The following is a 26,068-nucleotide window of genomic DNA, read 5'->3' as shown; positions in this document are numbered from 1 at the left end:
TTGAGTTCAGTGACTTTTCTTTGCGCGATTCGAACACAAGTTCAGCAATAGACCAAAGCACAATCACCATTAAAATGAGCGAAGCAACAATTAGTGCGGTCAAATATGTCATTTTGCTATTCCTGTTGAGGTTAAGCCTAAAGTTGGACATTGGCCTGAACTACGACCTATCTACGACAAAAGTCTAATGCTTAAATTATCTGCTGAATAGCTTTTTTTTCACTTTTTTAATAGTAATTTTCTATATACTCATTTATTTTAAGTCTTAATAACTTTTAATTTATATCTAAAAACAATAAGTTGTTAGATTATATTCTGCGGCTAAACAGGTCTTTATTTTTTCTGCACAGTTGCACAAATTAACCCTTGACTCTAAAGCCGAACAAGCACAAATTATGCGCTTTCGTTTGTTTTACTCTGTACCCATGTTAAAAAAATTTATTGGCGAAGCTGCATTTAAAGTTGCCGGATGGAGCTATAACGTCGAACCTGATATTCTGGAAGATAAACAGGTCATTATTGGTTTTGAGCATACCTCGATGCTTGATGCAGTGCTATCACTGGCCATCTTCCAAATTTTCGACATGAAAATTCATACCTTAATCAAGAAAGAATTATTCAAAGGTCCACTTAAACCGGTACTTGAAGCCGTGGGCGGTATTGCGGTTGATCGTAAAGCCAATCAGGACATCGTGGGACAAATGGTGGAGCTGTTCCAGCGCAATGAAAAATTCAATCTGGTGATTGCTCCTGAAGCGACCCGTGCCAAAAATGGTGAAGCACGTAAGCCAATTCGTACCGGTTTCTGGCATATTGCCAAAGCCGCCAATGTGCCGATTGTGCTGATGTATGCCAACTCTAAAACCAAGCAAGGCGGGATTTTTGGTAAAATTTATCCAACCGACCTGGCGCATGATCTCGCGCTGATCAAACAGCTCTATAAAGAAAACACCGGATTGGATATTATTATTCCAGACGTGAAAACAGCGTAAATTTTTCAGTTAAAACTTAAAACCCTGCCCTTTTTTCAGAAAAAGGGCTTATGGTAGAATCTGTGCAATTCGATCGGCATACAGCCAATCTACAAGGAGCATATTTCGCATGGCGGGTCATTCCAAGTGGGCCAATATCAAGCATCGTAAAGCCAAACAAGATGCTAGTCGTGGTAAGTTGTTTACCAAATACATTCGTGAACTGACAACTGCTGCTAAACTCGGCGGTCCGGATGCAGGGAGCAACCCTCGCTTACGTGCTGTAGTCGAAAAAGCATTATCAGTCAACATGACACGTGATGTGATTAACCGTGCGATTCAACGTGGTGCTGGCGGTGAAGATAACGATGACTTAAAAGAAGTCACCTATGAAGGTTATGGTGTCGGCGGTGTGGCCGTGATTGTTGAAACCATGACTGACAACTTAAACCGTACCGTACCAGACGTTCGTCACTGCTTCTCTAAAACCGATGGTAACTTAGGCACCAACGGTTCAGTGGCCTTCTTATTCACCAAACGTGGTGAAATTACGTTTGAAGATGTGTCTTTAGAAGATCAGATCATGGACGTGGCATTAGAAGCCGGTGCAGAAGATATTGAAGTCTCTGAAGATGAAATTCTGGTGATTACCACTCCAGAAACATTTGGTACCGTTCAGGATGCTTTAGCAGCAGCAGGTTTAAAGTCTGACAATGCTGAAGTGGTGATGAGCCCATCAACCAAAGCTGAAATCACCGACATCGATCAGGCTAAGAAAATCATGAAGATGATTGATATGCTTGAAGATCTGGATGATGTTCAGAACGTTTATACCAACGTTGAATTCTCTGATGACGTTTTAGCAGCCTTAGATGCTTAAAACTTACAGATAAAAAACGCGCTCATCTGGCGCGTTTTTTATTTCTTAGAAATTAAACTTTATTGAGCAAATTCGAGCAGTTTAAAACATTATATTCTTTAATGACGAAGCTCGAATGCAGCGCCACCACATGGTCAATTTTACCAATGCGTTTGAGTAAAATGTCACTGTAGTTTTCCATATCCCGCGCAATCACTTCTACAATAAAGTCAGCGGTTTGCCCGGTCACCAAAAAGGCATTAATCACTTCGGGAATATTTTCCAGTTCTTCCAGAAACTTGGCAAAGGTATCGGTATCATGTTTACTCAGCGACACCTGCAACAGGACATGCAGACTAAAGCCGAGTTTCTGGTAATTAATTTCCCGTTTTAAACCTGAAATAATATTATGATCAATCAGGCTTTTAATCCGGCGATGTACCGAACTCACCGACAAATTCACCCGCTCCGACAATTCATTTAAATTGACATCTTCATGACTTAAAATTTCAAGAATATGCTTATCAAAGCGATCCAGTTCCATTTTTATACTCTTTTTAACAGGCAATGACACTTTATAATTTTAGCCGAATCAGTACCACAACAATATTTATTTCTCATTATTTTTCATCTATTGAAATTTTTTTTCAAGATATGATGTGCAGACACAACTGTAGCCTAACGGATCAGACCTCTGCCATTTATCTTGATCTTTTAAAAACAGATAAACGGTTAGCTTCAATAAACCGCTGTTTTCTCAAAAATTTCCTTCTCTCTACTGCGTTTAAATTGCCTTCTCTGCCCAAATACAGCTAATTCCAGAACGTTCATCTTTTACAAGTGTATACAAATAGATTAAAAAAAGATGCGTTTCAACACCAGCAAAACAAAAACATAAGAACACAAGGAATCGTCTTCATGGCTTTTAAATCTTTCAGTTTGCTGAAAAGCAAGCTCAGCCCGGTTTTAACTGTCGAAACCCAAACCAGCAGCTTTTTCAGTGGCATCAGCTCGACCTTGTCGAACTGGTTTGGACAACTCACCAGCCCCTCTACCCCAACCCTCGACAGCTTATTGCAAAGTCTGTTGTCTGGAAACAGCCTGGACAGTAGCAGTCTTAGCAATTTAATCAGCCAGTTTACAGGAAGTAATAGCGGCAGTTTGGATATTTCTAGCCTGATTAATCAACTGACCCAAGCCAATGGGGGCAGTTTTGATCTGGGCTCAATTAGCAATTTAATCGGTGGTCTGATTGGCGGTGATACTGCTGATCTGGATTTTGAAGCCATCAGCCAGCTGATTGGTGGCTTGATTGGCGGTAATACGGGCGACCTGGATATTGGTACCATTGCTGACCTGGTCGGTGGTCTCATCGGCGGTGGTGCCGGCGACTTTGATATTGGCGCAATCGTAGAACTGGTGAGCGGCCTGATGGGTGGTGGTTCGAATGATCTCGACATCGCAGCGATTACTGAATTGGTTGGTGGGTTGATTGGCGGCGGTGCTGGTGATATTGATATTGGCGCGATTGCCGGATTAGTCAGTGGATTAATCGGTGGTGGTTCAGGCGCTATCAACATTGCAGCGATTGCTGAATTGATTGGCGGTTTAATTGGTGGTGGCGCTGGCGATATTGATATCAGTGCAATTGCCGGATTAGTCAGTGGATTAATCGGTGGTGGTTCAGGCGATCTCGATATCACAGCGATTGCTGAATTGGTTGGTGGTTTAATTGGCGGCGGTAGGGGTGACTTTGATATCGGTGCAATCGTAGAGCTGGTAAGCGGTCTGATGGGTGGTAGTTCAGGCGATATCGACATCGCAGCGATTGCTGAGCTTGTCGGTGGTCTCATCGGTGGTGGCGCTAGCGATATTGATATCGGTGCAATTGCCGGATTAGTCAGCGGATTAATTAGTGGTGGTTCAGGTGATCTCGACATTGCAGCCATTGCTGATCTGGTCGGTAGTCTGATTGGCGGTGGCACCGGCGACTTTGATATTGGTGCAATTTCAGAACTGGTCGGTGGCTTAATCGGTGGTAATACGGGTGAAATTAACCTTGAAACGATTTCTGAACTGTTTGAAGGACTCATCGGCAATAACACCGGTGATCCGAACCTTGAAACACTGACCCAGTTATTTGAAGGCTTAACAGGTGGCAGCAGTGAGTTTGACTTAAGTGCCTTACTTGGCGGCCTCACAGACATCGGCAGTGATTTTGATTTAGGTAGCTTACTGGAAGGTCTGACTGACGGTGGCACAGACTTTGACCTAGGCAATCTTACTGACAGCTTGGGCGATGTATTCGGTTCAACTGACTTTAATCTGGAAGATCTGTTACAAGGTGCCAGCACAGGAGCAGACAGCAGTCTGAGTCTGGACAACCTGTTACCTGAACTTCAAGAAGCTCTGCAATCGACCAGTACAGAAAGCAGTAGCAGCAACTTTGACCTGCTCAGCCTTGCGCCGCAACTGCCTGCAATTGATCTGGATTCATCCACACCATTCATTTAATGGATTTGATAAAGTCAAAAAAATACGCGCTACAGGCGCGTATTTTTTATGGTTGCCGTTTAAATACCACGCCAGTCCACACGGGCATGACGCTCGGTCTGATAAATTCTCAGTACATATTGCCCTAAAGGTAAATCACTGAGTTCCTGTTTAAATTGCAGGAATTGTTCGGACAAAGTTTCGCCCTGCTCTTTTTCCCACGGTGTATCCTGAATTTCCAGAATCGGAGCCAGCATGGAACAGACCGCAATATCCGCCAGGCCTAAACGCTCACCGACAAAATATGCGCCGCCATTGGCTATCAGACGCTGGTTTAATTCGGCTATTAAACGGCGCATTTCCCGTTCCGATTCATCAACCTTGTCCTGATCCAGCTGATAGCCTTTGGAAATCAGCATCTTCATAATCGGTTTGGAGTATTTTTCAAATTGACGTAAATAACCTTTTTCACCAATCAGCAAATCTAAAGGCTGCTCACTTTCAGATAAAGTATGTGCCAGTCCCCAGCGGCGAACGTGATAACCCAGAGTCGAGGCCAACTGGTCAATCTCCAGTGCTTCATTGCGCTGTGTCGGGTCTGGGCGTAATAAGGTATGCTCCGGATACACCTCATCTAAATACAGGGCAATTTGGGTACTGTCCGCAATCCATTGATCCTGATCGCGTAAAATCGGCAGCTTGTTTTGTCCGGTTTTTAGCTTGGCAAAAGCCCGGTGCACACCCGGAATTAAGTTCTGCGCGTTATAATCCAGTTCCTTATGATCCAGCAACCAGCGTGCTTTTTCACAAAAATGAGATAAAGGAAACTGGTACAAAATACGCATATCTTCTCCGTCAATTTTTATTTTTTGTTCAATAATTTGAACAGCCAACATCCATTGGCTACTTTAGTCATACTGCTGCTGAAAAACAATGCGCTTTTTATTCAAAAATCGCCGGTATTCGGCCAAACGCTTCATCAAGCGTATTTAGGTCAGGCTATCCTGTTTAAAAATCACCAAAGATATGGCACGCATTACCCACCATCCGCAGCACATATTTCAGAAATATGCTTTTTCAACAAACATCCCCGCCATGACCTGACTTTATGCTGGCTTTCATGTAAAATCAGCGACAATTTTTGAATAACACTTTGTGAGTCATTTCATGGGTTTTAATTGTGGTATTGTAGGTCTGCCTAACGTTGGTAAATCGACTCTTTTCAACGCCTTAACCAAAGCTGCAATTGCTGCTGAAAACTTCCCGTTCTGTACCATTGAGCCAAACACCGGTATTGTGCCGGTGCCGGATGCGCGTTTAGACAAACTGGCGGCCATTGTAAACCCACAACGTGTCCTGCCGACCACCATGGAATTTGTGGATATCGCCGGTCTGGTTGCAGGTGCTTCAAAAGGTGAAGGTCTGGGTAACCAGTTCCTCGCCAACATCCGTGAAACTGACGCGATTGCTCACGTGGTGCGTTGTTTTGAAGATGAAAACGTCATTCATGTGAATGGTAAAATTGACCCGCTGGACGATATTGCCACCATCAACACTGAACTTGCGCTGGCCGACTTAGAAACGGTATCGAAAGCCGTGACCCGTTTAACCAAAACAGCCAAAGGCGGCGACAAAGAAGCGGTTGCGACCAAAGCCGTTTTAGAAAAAATCCTGCCATTGCTGGATGAAGGCAAACCGGCACGTGCAGCCAATCTGGACGATGACGAACGTAAACTGATTCGTGGTTTTGGTTTATTAACCTTAAAACCAACCATGTATATTGCCAACGTGGCGGAAGATGGCTTTGAAAACAACCCGCACTTAGATGCAGTACGTGAACTGGCAGCAGCTGAAAATGCGATTGTAGTACCACTCTGCAACCAGATTGAAGCTGAAATTTCATTGTTAGAAGATGATGAACGTGCTGAATTCTTAGAAGCAATGGGTATGGAAGAACCTGGTCTGAACGTGGTTATCCGCGCAGGTTATGGCTTACTCGGCCTACAAACTTACTTCACTGCCGGTGTGCAGGAAGTACGTGCCTGGACGGTGAAAGTCGGTGCAACCGCTCCACAAGCGGCAGGTGTCATTCATACCGACTTCGAAAAAGGCTTTATCCGTGCTGAATGTGTGGCCTATGATGATTTCGTACAATACAACGGCGAAGCCGGTGCCAAAGAAGCAGGTAAATGGCGTTTAGAGGGTAAAACTTACATCGTACAAGATGGTGATGTTTTACACTTCCGTTTTAACGTGTAATCGCCTGATATCAATGAAAAACCCTCAAATATTTGAGGGTTTTTTTATACTCTTTTTTTGAAGAGCAATCTTTGGCTCACCACAATTTAAGCAAGAAAATTAATCAATCAGCGAACCGATCTCGATATCTTCTTTGATTTACTGAGATGTTATTGAATTCCCTACGCTTTCCAGTTCTCGAAAGCGCTTGATTTCAGTGCACTCAAGCGCACCATAACCGTTCAGCACCGTGAAAGATGCGCCAATATCTTGCAGACTAATTGTGTAATGTAATCGCTATTCTGATTGCAAAGATCAATTTAATACGGCGGCGCCATTAAAAAAGCGGAGCCAGAACTCCGCTTATTGATGCTTCAGGATGCTGTCGCAATCGCATTGCCTTTTTGTTTGGGATCGGTATTGCCCAGTTCCGGATGGGCAATCGCATCGGCACATTGCTGTTTATCGCGTTCATAATCGGCCTGTTTCTGGCTTACCGTTGCGCTACTTTCCAAAGTGGCACGCGCCCAGATTTCCAGACTGGTGAGTGCTTTACGGCATAAGGCATATTTTCCTTCGGTGACTGAATCGGTCATTTTGACGTTAATGCGCCATTCGGTGCTTAACTGGCGCGCCGGTTTGCGTACATTATCTTCAATTAAATTGCGCTGTTTGCGATAAACATAAGGTTCCACCTCATTCATCAGCTTCCAGGCCGCTTCTGCATACGCCGTTGCATCATTGGTCAGTTTCGGTGCAGGTTTAATTTCCGGCTTTTCACCGGACTGATCGCCCCCACAGGCCTGTAATAACAGGCTACTGCCCAGTACAGTTGCAACCACAAATTGACGTGTTTTGAACATCCACATATCTGGCTCGCTTCAACAAACATTTCGGCACTATGCTAGTGAATTCGGGTACAATACACAATCATCATTTGACTCCTTGTTCAACTCTCCTTCAGGTGTGTCGTGTCTGAACACAAAACGCTTTCCACACAGCCAGCCGGTTTTTGGCAAGGCGCTAAAGATAGCCAAGCCATTATTTTTACTTATCTCCCCGTTTCTTTTGCATTTGGCGTTTCGGCAACCCAATTCGGTTTTAGCGCCTGGGAAGCCCTGTTTTTATCCTGCACCATGTATGCCGGTGCCAGCCAGTTTCTGGTGGTGGCCCTGTTAGGCAGCGGCACCTCCATCTGGATGACCGCCCTGACTGTCATTGCACTGGATATTCGCCATCTGCTCTATGGCCCGGCCTTAACCAACCTGATTCAGGACCGGCTCAATTTAAAGAAAACCGCGATCTGGGCCTGGGGCCTGACCGATGAAGTCTTTGCTTCTGGCATGATCAAGCTGTCGCAGCGCCGGCAACAATGGTCGGAATCCTGGATGCTCGGCTTAAGTCTGTTTAGCTGGATGTCATGGGCGCTCGGTTCTTTACTGGGCGGTCTGTTTGCCGATCAGGTCAGTAAGCTGCCGCAGTTTTTACAAGCCGCACTGGATTTCCTGTTACCGGCCCTGTTCCTGAGTTTCCTGCTGGCCGCCTTTGAGAAAAAACATACCTTTGTGGTCAGTGTGACTTTGGTGGTATCAGCTATCGCCTGCTATTTCATTGACCTGTCCGCTGCCATCTTTATTGGTATTTTATCGGGCATTTTTGCAGGTCTGTTCAAACACTATGTCTTAAAACAACCGGATGATGCATACGCAGGAGGCTCACATGAATCTTGAAATTATTCTGGTCGGAATTGTGGTCGGCATCGCCAATTTTGCTTCACGCTTTGGACCGTTTTTTGTGATTCAGAAGTTTCAGCAGGACTCACAAAAACGGGGTGCCCTCTGGCTAAAGATTGCTTTGGGTTCAATTGGTATTGCCGCAATCAGTTCAATGCTGGTGGTCGCGACCTTGCCACCGTTACTGGAAACGCCCAATAAAAGTTTTGCCATGCTGGTCGGATTTATAGTGCTGGCCGGGCTGTATTTTAAATACAAGAAAATTGTACCGGCCACCTTGACTGCGGCCGTGACCTATGGCCTGATTTATACCTATATTCCATTTTCCTTCTAGGTTTTGACTTCAACACCAGACCCATTGACGCAGTGCTGCAGTTGTGCTGCGTTTTCAACACTGTATTTCCTCTTGCCCACTGCGTCTAAAAATTGTTGGACAAAATCACGATTTTCTCCGAATCGGCACTAACATCGCGGTGCAGTTCTGCTATGCTAAAAGCCCATAAAATCAAGCATGGATGAATTACATGAGCGTGACGATTGGTACTCCTCTTCAAGCTTCGGCATTTAAAGTATTGCTATTGGGTTCAGGAGAATTGGGGAAAGAGGTGGTGATTTCTTTACAGCGTTTAGGTGTAGAAGTGCATGCCGCCGACCGATATGATCATGCCCCTGCCATGCAAGTGGCGCATCATGCCCATACCATTAATATGGCCGATCCTAACGCACTGAAACAGCTGATTGCTCAGGTGCAACCGCATCTGATTGTGCCGGAAATTGAAGCCATTGCCACAGAAGTGCTGCTGGATATTGAAGCGCAAAACGTTGCTACCGTGATTCCATCAGCCAAAGCAGTCAATCTGACCATGAACCGCGAAGGCATCCGCCGTCTAGCTGCAGAAGAACTGGGACTGCCAACCTCTGCCTACCGTTTTGCCGACTCTCTGGAAAGCTTCCGCGCAGCCTGTGATGATATTGGCTATCCAAACTTTGTGAAGCCGGTGATGTCCTCCTCAGGCAAAGGCCAATCCCGGGTAAAAAGCTTTGATGAAGTCGATGCCGCTTGGGACTATGCGCAAACCGGTGGCCGTGTGAATCAGGGCACCGTGATTGTTGAATCGCAGATTGATTTTGATTTTGAAATTACCCTACTCACGGTACGCTCTAAACATCCAGAAACTGGTGAAATTGAAACCTCATTCTGCGACCCGATTGGCCATCGTCAGGATGCCGGTGATTATGTCGAAAGCTGGCAGCCACAACCAATGAGCAGCCAGGCCTTAGCAGAAGCCAAACGTATTGCCCACAAGGTTACCAGCGCACTTGGCGGCTGCGGTATTTTTGGGGTAGAACTGTTTGTCAAAGGCGATCAAGTGTGGTTTAGTGAAGTGTCACCTCGTCCACACGATACCGGTTTAGTCACGTTGGCCTCACAATACCAGAGTGAATTCGAATTACATGCCCGTGCGATTCTCGGCTTGCCAGTGAACACGGCGCGTCATAGTGTGGCTGCCAGTGCAGTGATTTATGCCGGTGTGGATGACCAGAACCTGTCATTTTCTGGCTTGAATCTTGCTTTAGCTCACCCGGATACTGATTTACGTCTGTTTGGCAAACCGGAAGGCTTCAAGTGTCGCCGCATGGGTGTGGCCACCGCCCGCGCAGAAACCACTGAGCAGGCACGTGAGCTGGCTTACGCTACTGCACAAAACGTCAGTGTCAATCAAAACTAGTCGCACAACACGGAACGCTGTTCATGATCAACACCTTACCCTTGCTGAATTACGTAAAAAGTAACCATGACATTCAGGCCATTAATCAGTGGCGAAGTGATGTTGAACATCAGCTGGGGGAATGTTTTGAAAATGGACATTCGATCCGTGACATTATTCTGGCGCGCTCCAATTTTATTGATGAGGCGCTAAAATTCCTGTGGCAACATGCCGGACTGGACCAGACCGATTTAGGCCTGTTTGCAGTGGGCGGTTATGGCCGCCGCGAAATGTTGCCCTATTCCGATGTCGACATCATGATCCTGTCAGAAGATGAAATCTCGCCGGAACAGGAAAAGCTGATTTCAACCTTTATTTCATCGCTGTGGGATGTCGGTAATTTCAAACCCGGCATTAGCGTGCGTACCATTCAGGATTGCGTGATTCAGGCCACCAATGACCTGACTGTGGCCACCGCTTTAATTGAAGCACGACTGATTATTGGCAATGAACATCTGGCCAAATGGCCACGCCGGATTGTGTCGCAAACCTGGACCGATAAAACCTTTTTTGATGCCAAGATGGAAGAGCAAGCCAAACGCTATGCTCAGCACAACCATACCGAAAGCAATTTAGAGCCGGATATTAAAACTGCACCGGGTGGCATCCGCGATATTAACCAGATTGGCTGGATTGCCAAACGGCATTTCCGTGTCAACCGTATTTATGATCTGGTGCATCTGGGTTTTATTTCCGAGTTTGAGCTGGGCGTGCTGGAAGAGGCTGAAAGTTTCCTCTGGGAAATTCGCCATTATTTGCACCTGCTGACCAAACGCGATGAAAACCGCCTGCTGTTTGATTATCAGCGTGATATTGCAGCCAAGTTCGGCTATGTCCGTGAAGAAGGCAAATCACCCAATTATCCGATTGAACAGTTCATGAAGCGTTATTACCGCACCGCGCAGCAGGTGTCGACGCTAAATGAAATGTTACTGGCCTATTTTAATGAATCGGTGATTACCCCGCGCCTGCCGCAATATGAACGCCAGATTGAAGAAATTAATGAAAACTTCAAACTGGTCGATGGCAAACTGGCGGTGCAGCATCACAAGATTTTTTCTGAAAAGCCCTGTGCGATTCTGGAAATTTTCTATCTGCTGGCCAATCGTCCTGAAATTACCGGGATTCGTGCCCGCACCTTACGCCTGCTGACCCTGGCTGCCAAACGCATTGACCGCGATTTTCGTGATAATCCAGTCCATCAGGCGCTATTTATGGCGATTTTACGCTCGCCGTACCGTTTATATGACACCATGGTGGCAATGAAACGCTATGGTGTATTGGGCAACTATATTCCGGCTTTCGGGCAAATTACCGGCCTGATGCAATATGACCTGTTCCATATTTATACCGTCGATGCGCACACCCTGCTGCTGATTCGCAACCTGAACCGCTTTAAAGAACCGGAATTTGCCAAAGATTTTCCGGTGGTCAGCTCGGTGTTCCAGCGTCTGGCGCGTCGTGACATTGTCTATCTGGCCGCAATTTTCCATGACATTGCCAAAGGTCGTGGTGGCGATCATAGTGAACTTGGCGCCGCCGATGCGATTGCCTTCTGCCGCACGCATGGCTTTACCGAACGTGAATGCAATCTGGTGGCCTGGCTGGTGCAAAACCACCTGCTGATGTCGGTCACTGCACAGAAAAAAGATATTTCCGATCCGGATGTGGTCAAAGCTTTCGCCGAACTGATGGGCGATATGGAACATCTGGATTATCTGTATACCCTAACTGTGGCCGATATTAACGCCACCAATCCAACCTTATGGAACACCTGGCGCGCCTCGCTGATGCGCCAGCTATACACCCATGCCCGTGATGTGATCCGTTCCGGCCTGGGTCGTCCGGTGGATTATCAGATGCTGATTGAAGACACCAAATTTGCGGCCAGCGAATTACTGGTCGAGGATTTCTCGCTGGAAGAAGTGGAAAAAGTCTGGCAGGAACTGGGCGATGAATACTTCCTGAAAGAAACCGCCGATGAAATTGCCTGGCATACCCGCGCCATCTTGCAGCACAGTGACAACCCGGCACCGTTGGTACTGATGCGCGCGCATCGTAAATATGCCCAGGATGCCGTGCAAATCTTTATTTACACCCAAGATCAGCCAAACCTGTTTGCCACCACCGTGGCGATTTTAGACCGCATGAATCTGGATGTGCAGGACGCGCGGATTATTACCGCCACCAAAGCCTTTAGTTTAGATACTTATGTGGTACTGGACCGTTTTGGTACCCTGCTGACCGATGCCGAGCGTCAGGACACCGTGATTCAATCACTGGTCACTGCATTAAGCCAGTCAGACAAATATCCGGGGCTGATGCAGCGCCTGATTCCGCGCCAGCTGCGCCATTTTGATATTGAAAATACTGTCGACATCAGCCTGAATGCCGCACTCAACCAGAACATGGTGGAAATTGCGACACTTGACCAGCCGGGCTTACTTGCCAAAGTCGGCGGCTTGTTTATGATGCAGGGGCTGGATATTCATTCTGCTAAAATTGCCACTCTAGGCGAACGTGCTGAAGATATTTTCTTTGTCACCAAAAAAGATGGCGCGCCCATGAATGCAGAAGAAGCCAAAAGCTTTGCGGCCAAATTAAAGGCAGCACTTGATGAAGCCTCAAATCAGGTGTGCCAACATTAACATCAACCTATCGGTAACGATTACATGAACTCAAGTTTGTCTTTATTGCACCCTTATCCATTTGAAAAGTTAAACCGACTTTTTCAGGATATACAACCGGCCGATTTACCGCTGATTCCCCTCTCGATTGGAGAACCGAAGCACCCGGCGCCGGAATTTGTAAAACAGGCCATTATTGACAACTTCCAGCATTTATCGACTTACCCGAACAGCAAGGGTCTGCCTGAATTACGCCACAGCATTGCCCAGTGGCTAAGTCGCCGTTTCAAGCTAAACAGCATCAGTGCAGATCACCATGTTTTACCGGTTTCAGGTACCCGTGAAGCGATCTTCTCTTTTGTACAGGCCTTGGTGAAACGTGAAGATGCACCGTATGTGGTGATGCCAAACCCGTTTTACCAGATTTATGAAGGCGCAACCTTGCTGGCTGGGGCCAAGCCGTATTTCATTAACTGTACCGAAGACAACCAGTATTTAGGTGACTTTGATGCCGTACCAGCCGAAGTCTGGGAAAAAACCGCGTTGCTATTTGTCTGTACGCCGGGCAACCCGACCGGTGCGGTACTGTCCAAAGACCAGTTTAAAAAGCTGATTGCACTGTCCGATCAATACGGTTTTGTAATTGCCTCAGATGAATGCTATTCAGAACTGTGGTTTGATGAAGCACCGACTGGCCTGCTCGAAGTTTGTGTCGAAATAGGCCGCGACGACTATAAAAACTGCGTGGTTTTCCATTCGCTGTCCAAGCGTTCCAATCTGCCGGGGATGCGTTCAGGCTTTGTTGCCGGCGATGCCGATTTACTGAAACCGTATTTGCAATACCGTACCTATCATGGTGCAGCCATGCCGGTACAGCATCAACTGGCCTCTATTGCAGCTTGGGATGATGAGCAGCACGTTGAAGACAACCGCGTGCAATACCGCGCCAAATTTGACTTGTTCCAAAGCGAACTGGGGCATCTACTCCCTTTACAGAAACCGGACGCCGGTTTCTATTACTGGCTCAAAGTTGACAATGATGAAGCCTTTGCCAAAATGCTGATGGAAAAAGCGCACATTAAAGTATTGCCGGGCCGGTATTTATCGCGTGAAACTGAGCAAGGGAATCCGGGTGAAAACCATGTCCGTTTAGCCTTGGTGGCCGATATCGCCCAGTGCGAACAGGTGATTCAACGCCTCAAAGCGATTTTGTAGGTGCTGATATTAAAAAATCCACTCTATTGAGTGGATTTTTTATTTTAGGCAGGATTAAGCACTGTTTGCGTGGATAAGCATCCCCCCCAAAATTAAAGCTGATGCTGAAATCATCTGCCCTATCTTAACCCTGTAAGGCCTGTTCAATATCCTGTTCCAGCGCATCCGGCTTGGTGGTTGGTGCATAGCGATTCAACACTTTGCCATCTTTGCCAATTAAAAACTTGGTAAAGTTCCACTTGATGCCATTGCCCAAAATGCCTTTGCTGTTATTGGTTAAATAACGGAAAATCGCGTGTGCTTCCGGGCCTTTGACATCAACCTTGGCAAACATGGGAAAGCTGACCCCATAATTTTTCTGGCAAAAGGCCCCGATCTGCTCATTGGAACCGGGGTCCTGGCCACCAAACTGGTTACAGGGAAAGCCGAGCACCTCAAAGCCTTGGGGCTTGTATTTTTCATACAGCTTTTCCAGTCCGGCAAACTGCGGGGTAAAACCGCATTTGCTGGCGGTATTCACCACCAATAAAACCTTGCCTTCATAATCGGCAAATGATTTATTTTTCCCATCTAACAACTCAGCCTCAAACTGATAAATGTTGGTCATGGATAGGTTTCCTCATCACTTTTTTCTTGTGTTTTTAGTTCTAATGACGCCGAGTTGACGCAATAGCGCAAGCCGGTCGGTTGCGGTCCATCATCAAAAACATGGCCCAAATGTGCATCACAATGATGACAGACAATTTCAGTACGCACCATGCCATGCGACTGATCGTTATGTTCTTCCACAACCCCCGGGGCAATTGGACGGTAGAAACTTGGCCAGCCACTGCCGCTGTCGTATTTGGTGTCGGAAGAAAATAAGGCTTCTCCACAGCAACGGCACACATACACCCCATCCTGTTTGCTATTCCAGTATTTCCCTGTAAAGGCCGGTTCGGTTCCTTTTTGTCGTGTAATCCGAAACTCTTCTGGTGATAACTCTCTTTGCCATTCTCGGTCTGTTTTATTGAGTTTTCCCATCACTAACTCCTTTAAATCTTTGACATTCAATGTCATGCTTCAGTACTTCCATATTTACGCTAGAGCTTGCAAAATATCTAGCTAAATTTCAGTATAGATTGTGATAATTGCGTAATCTATTTTTTGCTAACAGAAACATATAATTGGATGGAATTATGTCCACAGGTAACACGACTCCTCGCGAAATTAAAAAATCCTCAAAACTCGAGCATGTATGCTACGACATTCGCGGACCTGTGTTACGAGCGGCCAATGAAATGGAAGAAGCCGGCCACAAAATTATTAAACTGAATATTGGTAACCCCGCCCCCTTCGGCTTTGAAGCCCCGCAGGAAATTATTAACGATGTGGCGCTGAACCTGCCAAATGCAGTCGGTTATACCGACTCCAAAGGGATTTTCCCGGCACGTAAGGCTATTTGCCAGTATTATCAGCAAAAAGGCATTTTTGACCTGCACGTTAATGATGTCTATATCGGCAATGGCGTGTCTGAGCTAATCGTAATGGCCATGCAAGGCCTGCTGGATGATGGCGATGAAATGCTGATTCCAATGCCGGACTATCCACTGTGGACGGCGGCGGTCAATCTATCGGGTGGTACGGCCATTCACTATAAATGTGATGAAGAAAATCACTGGTATCCAGATCTGGCCGATATGGAAAGCAAAATCACACCCAATACCCGCGGTATTGTGATTATTAACCCGAACAACCCGACCGGTGCAGTTTATCCACGTCATGTGCTGGAACAGATTGTCGCGCTGGCAAAAAAATATGATCTGATTTTATTTGCCGACGAAATTTACGACAAAATCGTGTATGACGGCATTGAGCATGTGTCGGTTGCAGCCCTGGCTGGTGATCAGCTGTGTATTTCATTCAACGGTTTATCTAAAGCCTACCGTATTGCCGGCTACCGTTCTGGCTGGATGGCCATTACTGGCGATCGTTCACGCGCAGCCGACTATATTGAAGGTCTGGACATGCTGGCCTCTATGCGTCTGTGTGCCAACCATCAGGCGCAATATGCGATTCAGACCGCGCTTGGTGGCTATCAGTCAATTAATGACCTGATCCGTCCGGGTGGCCGTCTGTATGAACAGCGCAATATTGCCTGGGAAATGCTGAACGAAATTCCGGGTGTGTCTTGCGTCAAGCCAGAAGGTGCAATGTACTGCTTCCCGAAACTGGACCCAAATGTCTACGCCATTGAAGATGATGAAAAGCTGATGCTGGATTTCCTGAAAGCCGAGAAAGTGCTACTGGTTCAAGGCACCGGCTTTAACTGGCCAACCCCAGATCATTTCCGTGTGGTGTTCCTGCCGGCTGAAAATGAATTACGTGAAGCGCTTAGCCGCTTGGGCCGTTTCCTGGCGAAAATCCGCTAAGCTGAAATACAATAAAAAAGCCGTGATCAATTCACGGCTTTTTTGTGCAGACGAGAAAGCTTAAAGTGATTTCAGCGGATTGCCGTATTGCTGTAAATAGGCCTGCCCCAGCGCTTCCGAACCTTTAAAACTGAGATGATCATCATCCTGATTTCGATACAGCGGCGTTCCCTCGACACTTAAATCACATTGCTGCGCATCACACAGCACCTTGGTCGGCTCGACCACAATCAGTTGTGGGTACTGCTGCTGCAATTCGCTCATCCACTGATAAATTGGTGCATTGCTCTGCTGGAACTCCTCTGCCGACACCGCGCATTCACGCTCAATCCCCAGCCATTCACGGCGTAATGAACAATTGGCCTGATCCGGATCAATCACCGGGACATCCATCAGCATCACCACATGCTCGCTGCTGGCCAGCGCACTATCTACCGCGGCCTGTAAACCGGCAAAATAACTGTCTAAATGATTCGCGACCTGACTGTCCTCTTCTGCGCTCGGATGCAGATCATGCCCGGCATCCAGATACTGGCTAAAGGCAGCTGACATCACCACAAACTGATAATGATGCTGTTTTAAATGCGCCTCAATTGCGTCATTGCGGGCTTGAAAGGCAGCCACTTCATGCTCACCACGGCCACGCTGGACACCCGGTAAATAAATAGTGGTGTCCTGAGTGCTGTCATAACCGCGCAGTCCGGCATCTTTGGCCCAGACATCCAGCAGTCCGGTATAGCTGTTGGCATGTGAATCACCAATCAGCATAAAATCAATCTGCGGTTTTTCCACACCCAGCACACAGTCTTGCGGATTGGCCAGCGTTTCAGGATTGGGAAAGCTGTGACATTTCTGCCGGATGCCATGCGCAAACGAATTTAGGGCTGCCATCTGGTTTTGCACTTGCGGACTTAGCCGCTCCGGAAAACCCTGATGCTGGCTGACCAGCTGCGCCAGACCAATAAAACAGAGCGCCGGCGCCACAAAACCGCTCAGAATGACCTTGTAATTGGCAGCCATCACAAAACCTTTGCTCGGCTGTTCAATATAATGATAAGTCAGATAGGCCAGCGCGATACTAAGCAGCACCATAGCCAGCTGATAACCGGCATTAACCGGCAGCATATAGATACTGAACAGTACAATTACCGGCCAGTGCCATAAATATAAAGGATAGGAAATTTTGCCCATCCAGAGGCTAAAACGGTTGGTCAGTACCACATTCTGCGACTGCACGCTCTGGCCGATATAAATAATCAAGGCCGTTGCCAGACATGGAATCAGCGCCATTGCGCCCGGAAATGGTGTGGCATGATCCAACCACATTGCCGTGCCTAACAACAGCGCCAGACAACTCCAGACCAGCGTTTGTGCCAGCCATTTTGACCATTTTATTTGTGGCAAAAAGCAGATCAGCGCACCCAAGAGCAGTTCAAAGGCGCGGACCGGCATACTGTAATAGGCTTTCTCGGCATTCACGCTCAACTGCTGCTGCGCATACAGCAACGACATGAGAATAAAAGATCCGACCATCAGCAGACCCCATTGCCGGTTACTTCTTTTCATAAAGCACAGCAGAATCAGCGGCCAGAAAATATAGAACTGCTCTTCAACGCCCAACGACCATAAATGCAGCAGCGGCACTTCATTGACACTCTGACTGAAGTAATCACCGACTTCACGCTGCATATAAATATTGGCCATCAGAAACGTGGCATAAAAGACACTGTCGAAATAACGACTCAGCTCATCGGGCAGCATCACCTGCCAGGCCACCAGACTCACCACACTCAGTACAGTAAAATAGGCCGGTGCCAAACGCACCACCCGCTTTTTATAAAAGCGACCGATTGAGAAAGTCTGGTTCTGGATTTCTTTGCTTAAAATTAAGGTAATTAAATAGCCCGAAATCACAAAGAAAATATCGACGCCAATATAACCACCGGGGAAAATAGACAGGCCAATATGATTAAAAATCACCAACAGGACGGCAATCGCTCTTAAACCGTCAATATCGGCGCGATAGGCAAAACTCATGAACGTGCAGGGGAAAATTGAAACGTGGCTTATTGTAGACCTTTTCAGTCAAAGATCAATTTTGGATACACAGCGACGACAACATCGCTTTCAGGCTATACTGGGCATCATATTATGTGGGGGTGAGGGATGAGCAACTATAAAGTGCATCTGCTGGATATTGAGAACCAGTTACAGAATTATATTTGGCTGCTGGAACATACTACATCCAGAGATGTGATTGTGGTCGACCCCACCGAAGCCGAACCGGTGGAACAGTATTGCCGTGAGCATGGTTTAAATTTAAGCCAGATCTGGCTGACTCACTGGCATAAAGACCATATTGGGGGTGTGCCGGAGCTGCTGCAATCACGCAATATTCCAGTGTATGGACCACGCGAAGAGCTGAGTAAAATTCCGTTTATCACCCACCCTTTGCAGCATGAAGCCCATTTTAAATTTCATGATCTGCAGGTGGATGTACTGGCGGTTCCCGGCCATACCCTGGGGCATATTGTGTATTTTATGGATGCCATCGATACCCTGTTTTGCGGTGATACCCTGTTTGCGATGGGCTGCGGCCGGGTTTTTGAAGGCACCTTTGAGCAGATGTATCACTCTTTAAACCGTCTGGCGGCATTACCAGCGCGCACCCAAGTGTACTGCACCCACGAATATACCCTGTCCAATGCCAAATTTGCCCTGCATGTTGAACCGGATAATCTGGCGCTACAACAGCGTTATCAGCAGGTGGAAGATTTACGCCTGCTAAATCAGCCGACCTTGCCAAGTACAATTGAACTGGAACTGCAGACCAATCCTTTTTTACGGGTGGACAGCGTCGAAGAATTCCAAAAATTACGTGAAATGAAAGATAATTTTTAAAGCGGTTTAACCGGTTTATAACAGCTGGTGACTGGCCGCATACGCATCCAGCTCGGTCTGTGTCACCACACGTACCGCATTCATTTCATCAATGCGTACCAGCAGTAAGCCGCCCAACGCTGGTTGATAACGACGCGCACTGCCAAATGGAGTGTAGGCCACCTGCGATTGTTCGGTAAAGACCAGCCAGTCTTCATGGCCTAGCATTACCGCCACCGGGGTTTGGCCCTGTTGCTGCATCTGTTGAATGGTCTGCTGTACGTCAGCTTCAATGGTATTTGGCGTCATCTTACTCACTCCTGTGGCTGTACTTTATGATACCCGATCTCCAGGCCCGCTATGGCTTAAAATAAAGCCATCAATCACTCAGCGTATGCAAATTATAGCCGGCAGATCGCTACAACTTTTTATCTCGCGCCAGGCCGAGGTTGTAAGAAATACTTAAAGATGTGTTGTCATCAATATTTAACAAATTATTTCAAGCCGGCTTAAATAGCCCATAGATAATGTTGAAAATTTAGAATAAAAATACATCAAATATATCAATCAATTAATTTAAAATTTGCTTAAAATTCTGCTGATTTATTCATCAATACACGTTTTTTAGGCGCTCAAATTCTGTCTTTTTTGCTGCAAAAATCATCAGTCTCAATATTTTTTGACACATTCTTGAATTTTGCCCTTTAAAAAATCTTGATATAACCATATCTATACTTTATTGAAGATAAGGGAGTACGCTCGTGAAAAAAGTGGTAAAAGCTAAAAATTTAATTGCCTTTCGTATTTGGTTAGAAAAACTGGGATATTCAGTCAAAAATTTAGCCGATGGCCGTGGTTTTACCTTTAGTTTTAAAAAAGAATATGGTCTGGTCACTGGTGAACTGGCCGGCAATGCACTAGCCGTACAACTCGGTGAAGAATTTGAGGACCACTTAAAAGCCTGAATTCGTTTACGCACTCTTTGATCGAGAAAAATAAAGTGTTCTCATAACTTGAGCCCGTTGAACCGTCTGTTCTGCGGGCTTTTCTTTGGGCGAGATAAAAGCCTGACAAAATAACAGGCAATAAAAAAGCAGGACATCTGCCCTGCTTTTTCAGAATTTGGTGGGGATGAAGAGACTCGAACTCTTACACCTTGCGGCGCTGCGACCTGAACACAGTGCGTCTACCAATTCCGCCACATCCCCATATAAAGATGCCAATTTTTTTAAGAAATACTTAAGCTGGCCGGTTCAACAAAAGAAGCGAGGAGTTTAACCTTGCTGATTTTGAGTGGTGGGGGCGGAGAGACTCGAACTCTCACGCCTCGCAGCGCTGGAACCTAAATCCAGTGCGTCTACCAATTTCGCCACGCCCCCATACCGGGTACCAACTTAATGCTGGATTTCTCAAAATTCTGGCAGAGGATCAAGGATTCGAACCTTGACGAACGGTTTTGGAGACCGTCATGCTACCATTACACCAATCCTCTGTTACCTAAAATCAAGCTCACTTGATATTTAAGTGGTGGGGGCGGAGAGACTCGAACTCTCACGCCTCGCAGCGCTGGAACCTAAATCCAGTGCGTCTACCAATTTCGCCACGCCCCCGATGGCTGTGTATATTATAGAGATCACTTCCCGATGACAAGCCCTTTTTATGAAAAAGCCACTTGTTTGTTTAAATAAAAAACAAAAGCCTCTATTTTGGTTTTTTCTTAAGCATTTTCAGTGCTTAACAGTGTTTTTAAGGCCAAAAAACTGACTTCTCTCTGGCTTTTTTGTTTGTTGAGCATCGCCTCAAGCAGGTCCTGAAAGCCCAAATACGCTGCGGGTAACTCAATTTTAAGCTGCTGACAATGCAAATAGGCCCAATCCTGATAGCTTTTGGCCTGTAAACGGCGCTGAGTCAGCCATTCATAGACAATAATCCCCAATGCATAAAGATCACTAGCCAATGTTTTGGCTTCACCATGAAATAATTCAGGTGCCATATAGCGTGGTGTGGCAGTCATATTGGACATTAGCGGATCATCTATGGCCTGCAACTGCTCAAAATCAATCAGTTTGACCTGCCCTGCCCATTCGCGCCAATGTTCGGCTTTTAAATCTGCATGTGAATAGCCCAACCGTGTTAGCTGTTCCAGGCTATCCAGTACCTGCAGCAAACGTGTTTGAATCTGGCTTAGGCTAAATTGTGAGGGTGCTAAAGCAAAAAACGCTGGCGCATCCGGCACAATCAGATAATCCTGAAAAGTCTCCTGCTGAATGCATAGCGTTTCGGTATTTTGACTACAATAGAATGGCAGTAAAAAATCCGGTGCATCTGCCTGTTGAAACTGGCGATAAAAATCCAGCTCTCGGCAAAAACCTGCGCTCAGTTGCGGATGCGCATCCCTCTGCTGGGCTTTCAACCAGTATACAGATTGCCCTTGTTGAAACTGAAACAGACGCCGCCCCATCTTGAAGCTTTGCGGCTTGGTTTTTAACTCAAAACAATAGTGTTCAAGTTCAGCCGGACTAAACGGCAATAAATTCGGATTTGGCGTGTTCAACGGGGTTCTGCTGATATTCTAAAAGTTCCAGACAATGCTGAATGGTTTTACCCACGCGGGCATGGGTTTCAATCATGGAGATTTTTGGCCAGGTGGCGCGTTCACCTTCGCGTTGCAGCAATCGGAACAGGTGTGGACGCGGATTTTGCAACATATAGCTATAATGACGCCAGCCATATTTGCCAACAATATTCACATCACCATAATAACGCTGATCGACAATGCCATGGCCATGATCGAGCAGACGGCGTACTGCCGGCACACCACCGACACGTTCACGGGTAAAGTCCATAATCCCCTTACTAATCACTTTGCCCTGACGGCGCACAATACGCTCCGGCCAGCTCAGCATATCTTTACGGAAACGCTCGGCATCGGTTTGCATAAATGGCACCACATGCGGATTGACCTGACTGGCAATGGTGTAATTCACATTATATAAACGCGCCATTTTTTCCTGCGGGAAATCACTACGCACACTGCCATCGACCCAACGGGTTCTGCCCATATAGGGCGTATGTTCCCCATCCTGCCGTTTACTGGTCAAACGCACCGGTGGAAACAGCACCGGTACCGCACAGGAGGCCAAAGCTGCACTCCAGACCAGCAAATCTGGCGAGGTATAACTGTTCATGATGCGTGCTTCCTGTGATGCATCATAAGGCGCAACTGCAATATTGATATGCAGCCCGGACACCTTAAAGGCTTCTTCAAAGGTGACATCACCGAGGTTGGTGAGCAGGAATTTTTTTAGATAGCGCACATCGGCAATACCGCCATTGCCCTTTAAAATGTCTTCCCAGCGGCGAAAATGAAAAGCTTCGGTAAAGAACGATTCGCCATTTAAAATGTGCATCATCTCCGATGGTTTAGAAATGCCAAGCATGGCGGTCATAATCGCCCCGGCACTGGAGCCAGATAGCACTTGCGGCATCAGGTCACGCTCGAGCAGCGCCTTGCACACACCGGTGTGGAACAGGCCCAAGGTTGCCCCGCCTGAAAACATAATCGCCGGCTGGCCATAAGCCACCTGACAGTTTTTAAAAAATTCTATTTTTTCCTGGGTACTGAGCAAATGGCATTCTTTGGATGCAATAAAGGCCAGACTGTTGCTGACTTCTTCAATATAATCTTCAATAATTTTTTTGGTGCCGACATAGGTCGCGGTAAACAGCATCGGATGGGCAATATTGGCCACATCATAGGTCAGGCCTTCACGCAGAATATACATCAGATCGCTGGTTCGCTCTGCCAGGCGGTAACGGCGTAATAAATTCAGACGATGGGCAATAATTTCAGCATCAAAATACGGCGAGGTGTTGTCATACTTCCATTCCTGCGCCCCCGATTCTTCATCTATTTTTAGTGCCAGATTTTTCCATTCTTCGTAACTCTCGGCATGTTCTATTTTTCGTTTTAATTTTTTGATCCGATAGGCCTGATGAGGATTAATGTCCTGGCTAAACTCTTTAAACAACATAGCTTCCCTCTGCGCTTCGCTGAATAGGCGCTGATCTGTCGATGTCTCCTAACTATGCAGAAATTTCAGACATTCTTCAATTGCATAATTCATGTTTTCATTGCTAAATCATTTCGCCTTGGTATACAGTCGTTTGTGCACCCGATAATCTTTTGACCTAGACCGAAAAGCTGAATAATCATGGCGCATATTGATTTACCCGATAATATTCTCACCTCGCTTGCAACCGTTTTACAGCAGCTCCAGCAACATTTGCCTGAACTCAAGCAAGCCACCGATTTTTCTGCATCGGCCTTTAAATGGCAGGATCAACAGTTAAAAGCCATTTACCAGCCACGAAAAATCTATCTGGAAGATTTAAAAGGCATTGAAAAACAAAAAGAAAAAGTAATTCAAAATACCTTGCAGTTTTTAAAAGGCTTACCGGCCAATGATGTACTGCTTACCGGTTCACGTGGTACCGGAAAATCTTCCATTGTGCGTGCCCTGCTAACCGAGTATGAAGCACAAGGGTTACGGTTAATTGAAATTGAACGTGATGATTTATCGGATTTGCCTGAAATTCAGAAGCTGATTGCAGATCGGCCGGAAAAATTTATTGTCTATTGTGATGATCTGGCCTTTAACGCCGAAGATGAAAATTATCGTTCTTTAAAAAGCGTGCTAGATGGTTCATTACAGTCCGGTTCAAGTAATTTTGTGATTTATGCCACCAGTAACCGCCGGCATTTATTACCTGAGTTTATGCATGAGAATACACCGGTAACACGAGTAGATGTGCCGCAATATACCGAGCTGCATCCACAGGAAGCGATTGAGGAAAAAATTTCGCTGTCCGATCGTTTCGGGATGTGGCTGTCGTTTTATCCAATGGATCAGAATCTGTATTTAGAAATTGTCGAGCATTATCTGCAAAAGGCGGAGATGGAACTCACCGCTGAAGCGCGTGCCGAAGCTTTACGCTGGTGTCAGGCGCGTGGGCAGCGTTCTGGTCGTGCCGCTTATCAATTCTCGAAGCACTGGATTGGGTCTGCGCAGTTAAAATCTTTGTAAAATGTTTCAATTCATTCAATGCCCAATAAACTTAATTGGGCATTTTCTTATTAAATGGCATATCTAAAATATCAACTATCCGACTGAAAATGTGATGCTAATACCGTCCACTCTGGTAATTCAGCATAATCCTGATCTGCAACGATTGTGGGTATCCAAGCAGTTTTCGACTGAAGACAAAAATTTAATCGCCGCTCTGGTTGAAGATTATTTTCCAGTAGACCTAAAGGAATCCACATATAATCCGTTTTTCCCACTTGATTAGGTACAGGGGATCCACATTGAGTACAAAAAGATGAGGTAAAGCCACTGTCCTTCTTATAAGTATGGACAGTATTCTTACCGGATTCCCAGTTAAAATTTTGCTGAAGAACTAAGGTTGCAGCATTTGCACCAGTACCACTCTGCTTTCGGCACAAACTGCAATGACAATGATAAATTGTATGAATTTTCTGTTGAATGGAAAAATTAACCTGTCCACATAAACAACGTCCCGTATACATCTTTTATTCTCACAACTTATTTTTAATTCGTAGTTTGGCATAGAGTTTAAATAAACTCGAACACCTTCAACAAGGTTTATCATGTTGATAAAAATAAAAAAGAGGCTTTCCGCCCCTTTCCTATCTATCTTTAAACCGCTTCAGGATTTTTTAACTCCGTCATCGGCCAACGTGGCGTTGTGGTTACCGCCAAGCCATCCTGCTGCCCTGCTTTCAAACGCTGATAACCGGCAAAGGCAATCATGGCACCATTATCGGTACACAGCGCAGGCTCTGCATAATAAACCGTGGCTTTAATCTTGGCTAAATCAGCTTCCAGACGTTCACGCAAACGCTTGTTGGCACTCACGCCACCTGCAATCACCAAACGTTTTAGACCCGTCTGTTTTAATGCTTTGACTGATTTTTTTACCAAGGTATCGACAATCGCTTCCTGGAAACTGGCGGCAATATCGGCATCACGGTTTTCATCACCGAGTTTTTTCATCTGTACCGAAACGGCAGTTTTTAAACCACTAAAGGAAAAGGTTAAATCCTGATGCAGCATCGGACGCGGGAAAGCAAAAGCATTCGGATCACCTTGCTCGGCCAGTTTGGCAATATTCGGTCCACCCGGATACGGCAAGCCCATCATCTTGGCCACTTTATCAAAAGCTTCACCGGCGGCATCGTCAATTGACTCACCCAGCAGTTCATACTGACCAATGCCATACGCGGCCATCAGCTGTGAATGCCCCCCTGAAACCAGAAGTGCAACAAATGGAAATTCAGGCGGCGTTGCAGACAATAACGGTGCCAGCATATGCCCTTCCATATGATGCACGCCAATCGCAGGTTTATTTAAGGCAAATGCCAAGGTGCGACCAAACAGCGCCCCGGTCATCAAGGCGCCCATCAGGCCCGGACCGCGGGTATAGGCCACGGCATCAATATCCGATTTTTTCACACCGCTTTGCTCAAGCAGTTCGTTCATTAATGGAATCAGTTTACGCACATGGTCCCGTGAGGCCAGTTCTGGCACCACGCCGCCATATTCGGCATGCAGTTTGATCTGGCTATACAGCACCTGTCCGCGTAAACCCAACTCACTGTCGTACAGCGCGAGTCCTGTTTCATCACACGATGTTTCTAAGCCTAAAACGATCATTAAACTGCCTATAACCTGTATCAAATTTATTGCGGGAACTATTATAGACTTGTGATATGAGATGTAAATGAGTAAAATACTGACCTTCACTTGTGATCGAGGGCAATTCGGCCCCAGATCTTATCCATAACTTAA

At 46.2% G+C, this 26,068-nt stretch carries 24 protein-coding genes and 4 tRNA genes; 13 read left to right on the top strand and 15 right to left on the bottom strand.

The window, feature by feature from the left end; genetic code table 11:
• Positions 1-425 precede the first annotated feature (425 nt).
• Both FTT89_RS02085 and FTT89_RS02080 read left to right on the top strand, forming a co-directional pair.
• Complete coding sequence (locus tag FTT89_RS02085) at positions 426-992, top strand: 1-acyl-sn-glycerol-3-phosphate acyltransferase (RefSeq protein WP_005177219.1); 567 nt, start codon at positions 426-428, stop codon at positions 990-992.
• A gap of 109 nt (positions 993-1,101) precedes the next feature.
• Positions 1,102-1,851: a YebC/PmpR family DNA-binding transcriptional regulator gene (locus FTT89_RS02080; protein WP_005177213.1), complete on the top strand. Its 750-nt coding sequence runs from the start codon at positions 1,102-1,104 to the stop codon at positions 1,849-1,851.
• Positions 1,852-1,903: 52 nt separating this feature from the next.
• Here the strand turns inward: FTT89_RS02080 and FTT89_RS02075 are convergent, their stop codons facing one another.
• A complete protein-coding gene (locus FTT89_RS02075; RefSeq protein ID WP_075175482.1) occupies positions 1,904-2,374 on the bottom strand; it encodes an Lrp/AsnC family transcriptional regulator in 471 nt (156 codons plus the stop codon).
• Between the two features lie 374 nt (positions 2,375-2,748).
• On the opposite strand from FTT89_RS02075, the gene FTT89_RS02070 reads away from it, so the two are divergent.
• Positions 2,749-4,344 carry a hypothetical protein gene (locus FTT89_RS02070; protein WP_180172643.1) on the top strand — a complete coding sequence of 532 codons (1,596 nt, stop codon included), beginning with the start codon at positions 2,749-2,751 and terminating at the stop codon, positions 4,342-4,344.
• A 59-nt stretch (positions 4,345-4,403) separates the two neighbouring features.
• Here FTT89_RS02070 and FTT89_RS02065 read toward each other — a convergent pair whose 3' ends face one another.
• Positions 4,404-5,168 (bottom strand): glutathione S-transferase family protein, encoded by a 765-nt coding sequence (locus FTT89_RS02065; RefSeq protein WP_005177208.1) that lies wholly within the window; start codon positions 5,166-5,168, stop codon positions 4,404-4,406.
• A 322-nt stretch (positions 5,169-5,490) separates the two neighbouring features.
• Here FTT89_RS02065 and ychF point away from each other — a divergent pair, with 322 nt between their 5' ends.
• Positions 5,491-6,582, top strand: a complete 1,092-nt coding sequence (gene ychF, locus FTT89_RS02060; protein ID WP_005177206.1) for a redox-regulated ATPase YchF — start codon at positions 5,491-5,493, stop codon at positions 6,580-6,582.
• A gap of 353 nt (positions 6,583-6,935) precedes the next feature.
• Here the strand turns inward: ychF and FTT89_RS02055 are convergent, their stop codons facing one another.
• On the bottom strand, positions 6,936-7,430 hold the full coding sequence (locus FTT89_RS02055; RefSeq protein ID WP_005177204.1) for a hypothetical protein: 495 nt from the start codon (positions 7,428-7,430) through the stop codon (positions 6,936-6,938).
• A 102-nt stretch (positions 7,431-7,532) separates the two neighbouring features.
• On the opposite strand from FTT89_RS02055, the gene FTT89_RS02050 reads away from it, so the two are divergent.
• From FTT89_RS02050 to dapC, 5 genes are all read left to right on the top strand, one after another.
• Positions 7,533-8,291 (top strand): AzlC family ABC transporter permease, encoded by a 759-nt coding sequence (locus tag FTT89_RS02050; protein WP_045795021.1) that lies wholly within the window; start codon positions 7,533-7,535, stop codon positions 8,289-8,291.
• The gene (gene ygaH / locus FTT89_RS02045; protein ID WP_104472645.1) at positions 8,281-8,628 is read left to right on the top strand and encodes an L-valine transporter subunit YgaH; all 348 of its coding nucleotides are present in this window, start codon (positions 8,281-8,283) and stop codon (positions 8,626-8,628) included. Before FTT89_RS02050 ends, ygaH begins: the two co-directional genes overlap by 11 nt.
• Before the next feature lie 190 nt (positions 8,629-8,818).
• Complete coding sequence (gene purT / locus FTT89_RS02040) at positions 8,819-10,024, top strand: formate-dependent phosphoribosylglycinamide formyltransferase (protein ID WP_373686563.1); 1,206 nt, start codon at positions 8,819-8,821, stop codon at positions 10,022-10,024.
• A gap of 23 nt (positions 10,025-10,047) precedes the next feature.
• A complete protein-coding gene (gene glnD / locus FTT89_RS02035; protein ID WP_180108394.1) occupies positions 10,048-12,711 on the top strand; it encodes a [protein-PII] uridylyltransferase in 2,664 nt (887 codons plus the stop codon).
• 24 nt (positions 12,712-12,735) lie between these two features.
• A complete protein-coding gene (gene dapC / locus FTT89_RS02030; protein WP_180108395.1) occupies positions 12,736-13,905 on the top strand; it encodes a succinyldiaminopimelate transaminase in 1,170 nt (389 codons plus the stop codon).
• Positions 13,906-14,029: 124 nt separating this feature from the next.
• Here the strand turns inward: dapC and FTT89_RS02025 are convergent, their stop codons facing one another.
• The gene (locus FTT89_RS02025) at positions 14,030-14,512 is read right to left on the bottom strand and encodes a glutathione peroxidase (protein WP_104469920.1); all 483 of its coding nucleotides are present in this window, start codon (positions 14,510-14,512) and stop codon (positions 14,030-14,032) included.
• Positions 14,509-14,928 (bottom strand): peptide-methionine (R)-S-oxide reductase MsrB, encoded by a 420-nt coding sequence (msrB, locus tag FTT89_RS02020; protein WP_005177175.1) that lies wholly within the window; start codon positions 14,926-14,928, stop codon positions 14,509-14,511. Before msrB ends, FTT89_RS02025 begins: the two co-directional genes overlap by 4 nt.
• Positions 14,929-15,083: 155 nt before the next feature.
• Here msrB and FTT89_RS02015 point away from each other — a divergent pair, with 155 nt between their 5' ends.
• Positions 15,084-16,316: a pyridoxal phosphate-dependent aminotransferase gene (locus tag FTT89_RS02015; RefSeq protein WP_005177173.1), complete on the top strand. Its 1,233-nt coding sequence runs from the start codon at positions 15,084-15,086 to the stop codon at positions 16,314-16,316.
• 60 nt (positions 16,317-16,376) lie between these two features.
• Here FTT89_RS02015 and FTT89_RS02010 read toward each other — a convergent pair whose 3' ends face one another.
• Positions 16,377-18,353: an acyltransferase family protein gene (locus FTT89_RS02010; protein WP_180006815.1), complete on the bottom strand. Its 1,977-nt coding sequence runs from the start codon at positions 18,351-18,353 to the stop codon at positions 16,377-16,379.
• A 129-nt stretch (positions 18,354-18,482) separates the two neighbouring features.
• On the opposite strand from FTT89_RS02010, the gene gloB reads away from it, so the two are divergent.
• The gene (gloB, locus tag FTT89_RS02005; protein WP_045795028.1) at positions 18,483-19,217 is read left to right on the top strand and encodes a hydroxyacylglutathione hydrolase; all 735 of its coding nucleotides are present in this window, start codon (positions 18,483-18,485) and stop codon (positions 19,215-19,217) included.
• 15 nt (positions 19,218-19,232) lie between these two features.
• Here the strand turns inward: gloB and FTT89_RS02000 are convergent, their stop codons facing one another.
• The gene (locus FTT89_RS02000; RefSeq protein ID WP_005177167.1) at positions 19,233-19,505 is read right to left on the bottom strand and encodes a hypothetical protein; all 273 of its coding nucleotides are present in this window, start codon (positions 19,503-19,505) and stop codon (positions 19,233-19,235) included.
• Between the two features lie 452 nt (positions 19,506-19,957).
• On the opposite strand from FTT89_RS02000, the gene FTT89_RS01995 reads away from it, so the two are divergent.
• Positions 19,958-20,161, top strand: coding sequence for a hypothetical protein (locus FTT89_RS01995; RefSeq protein ID WP_005177162.1), 204 nt, complete (start codon positions 19,958-19,960; stop codon positions 20,159-20,161).
• Between the two features lie 158 nt (positions 20,162-20,319).
• Here the strand turns inward: FTT89_RS01995 and FTT89_RS01990 are convergent.
• From FTT89_RS01990 to FTT89_RS01965, 6 genes are all read right to left on the bottom strand, one after another.
• Positions 20,320-20,404 (bottom strand) — tRNA-Leu (locus FTT89_RS01990).
• A gap of 86 nt (positions 20,405-20,490) precedes the next feature.
• A tRNA-Leu gene (locus tag FTT89_RS01985) sits at positions 20,491-20,575 on the bottom strand.
• Between the two features lie 39 nt (positions 20,576-20,614).
• Positions 20,615-20,688, bottom strand: a tRNA-Trp gene (locus tag FTT89_RS01980).
• Positions 20,689-20,721: 33 nt separating this feature from the next.
• Positions 20,722-20,806 (bottom strand) — tRNA-Leu (locus FTT89_RS01975).
• 107 nt (positions 20,807-20,913) lie between these two features.
• A complete protein-coding gene (locus FTT89_RS01970) occupies positions 20,914-21,750 on the bottom strand; it encodes a protein kinase (protein ID WP_180108396.1) in 837 nt (278 codons plus the stop codon).
• Positions 21,716-23,230 carry a DUF3336 domain-containing protein gene (locus FTT89_RS01965; protein WP_005177157.1) on the bottom strand — a complete coding sequence of 505 codons (1,515 nt, stop codon included), beginning with the start codon at positions 23,228-23,230 and terminating at the stop codon, positions 21,716-21,718. The genes FTT89_RS01970 and FTT89_RS01965 overlap by 35 nt, the downstream gene beginning before the upstream one ends.
• Positions 23,231-23,410: 180 nt before the next feature.
• Between FTT89_RS01965 and FTT89_RS01960 the strand changes: the two genes are divergently transcribed.
• The gene (locus FTT89_RS01960) at positions 23,411-24,283 is read left to right on the top strand and encodes an ATP-binding protein (RefSeq protein WP_180108397.1); all 873 of its coding nucleotides are present in this window, start codon (positions 23,411-23,413) and stop codon (positions 24,281-24,283) included.
• Between the two features lie 71 nt (positions 24,284-24,354).
• Here FTT89_RS01960 and FTT89_RS01955 read toward each other — a convergent pair whose 3' ends face one another.
• Together FTT89_RS01955 and tsaD are read right to left on the bottom strand one after the other, a co-directional pair.
• The gene (locus tag FTT89_RS01955; protein ID WP_104484024.1) at positions 24,355-24,786 is read right to left on the bottom strand and encodes a GFA family protein; all 432 of its coding nucleotides are present in this window, start codon (positions 24,784-24,786) and stop codon (positions 24,355-24,357) included.
• Positions 24,787-24,916: 130 nt separating this feature from the next.
• Positions 24,917-25,933 carry a tRNA (adenosine(37)-N6)-threonylcarbamoyltransferase complex transferase subunit TsaD gene (gene tsaD, locus FTT89_RS01950; protein ID WP_160241428.1) on the bottom strand — a complete coding sequence of 339 codons (1,017 nt, stop codon included), beginning with the start codon at positions 25,931-25,933 and terminating at the stop codon, positions 24,917-24,919.
• Positions 25,934-26,068 lie beyond the last annotated feature (135 nt).

This window comes from Acinetobacter sp. YH01025, assembly GCF_013420185.1.
In the GTDB taxonomy this organism is placed as follows: domain Bacteria; phylum Pseudomonadota; class Gammaproteobacteria; order Pseudomonadales; family Moraxellaceae; genus Acinetobacter; species Acinetobacter indicus.
The sequence above is the reverse complement of the archived record's forward strand: the minus strand, read 5'-3'. Positions and strand labels throughout refer to the sequence as shown.